Raw genomic sequence first — 615 nt, 5'->3', positions numbered from 1 at the left:
GGTCGTGGGTGGTCACGTCCTCGGTAATGCCGGCATTTCGGTAGGCCACCTCGATGGCCACCTCAAGCGTCGTCCGCCGGTCACCCAAGGAGATTCCGCGCTGCGCAAAGAAGTTCGCGAGGAAGCTGCTGACGCGCTCTTGTTTTTCGGTGAGTGGGCTGGCATCAGTACCCAACTGCTCGCGGGACTGGTCGGTGGGCGGTGTGATCTCAAGCGGGTTAATGCCGAGCGTCCCACCCACCGTGATCCGCTGGGCGTCCAACGCTTCAGCCACGCCGGCCCAATCGTTGAGCGGCTCGAGGATAACGCCGATCCGGTCCTCGTGGTGGGCCACCGACCGAATGAACCGCTGTTTCGCGCTGAAACTCTTCCCGGAACCCGGATCCCCCACGGTAAACGTCGCATACCCGTTTTCGCGAGCAAACGGATCGACGACGACCGGTGTGTCCGTGTGGCGGTGAACTCCAAGTTCGACCCCGTCCGGCTCTAACAATGTCGGGCGATGTGGCGACGCCAACAGCGCGCCCACCGCGCCGCTCAACCCGATCGTATCCCGATCAAGTGGCGCCCCGCCAAACGGCGCCGCACTCCGCAGGGCGCGCTGTTGGGCGCAGA

1 pseudogene is annotated in these 615 nt (G+C 64.6%); it reads right to left on the bottom strand.

The window, feature by feature from the left end:
- A pseudogene (locus EXE45_RS17410) lies at window positions 1-615 on the bottom strand (transferase); the annotation flags it as partial.

The sequence above is a fragment of the Halorubrum sp. SP9 genome, assembly GCF_005435015.1.
Lineage (GTDB): Archaea > Halobacteriota > Halobacteria > Halobacteriales > Haloferacaceae > Halorubrum > Halorubrum sodomense.
This window is presented reverse-complemented; position numbering and strand designations above follow the sequence as displayed.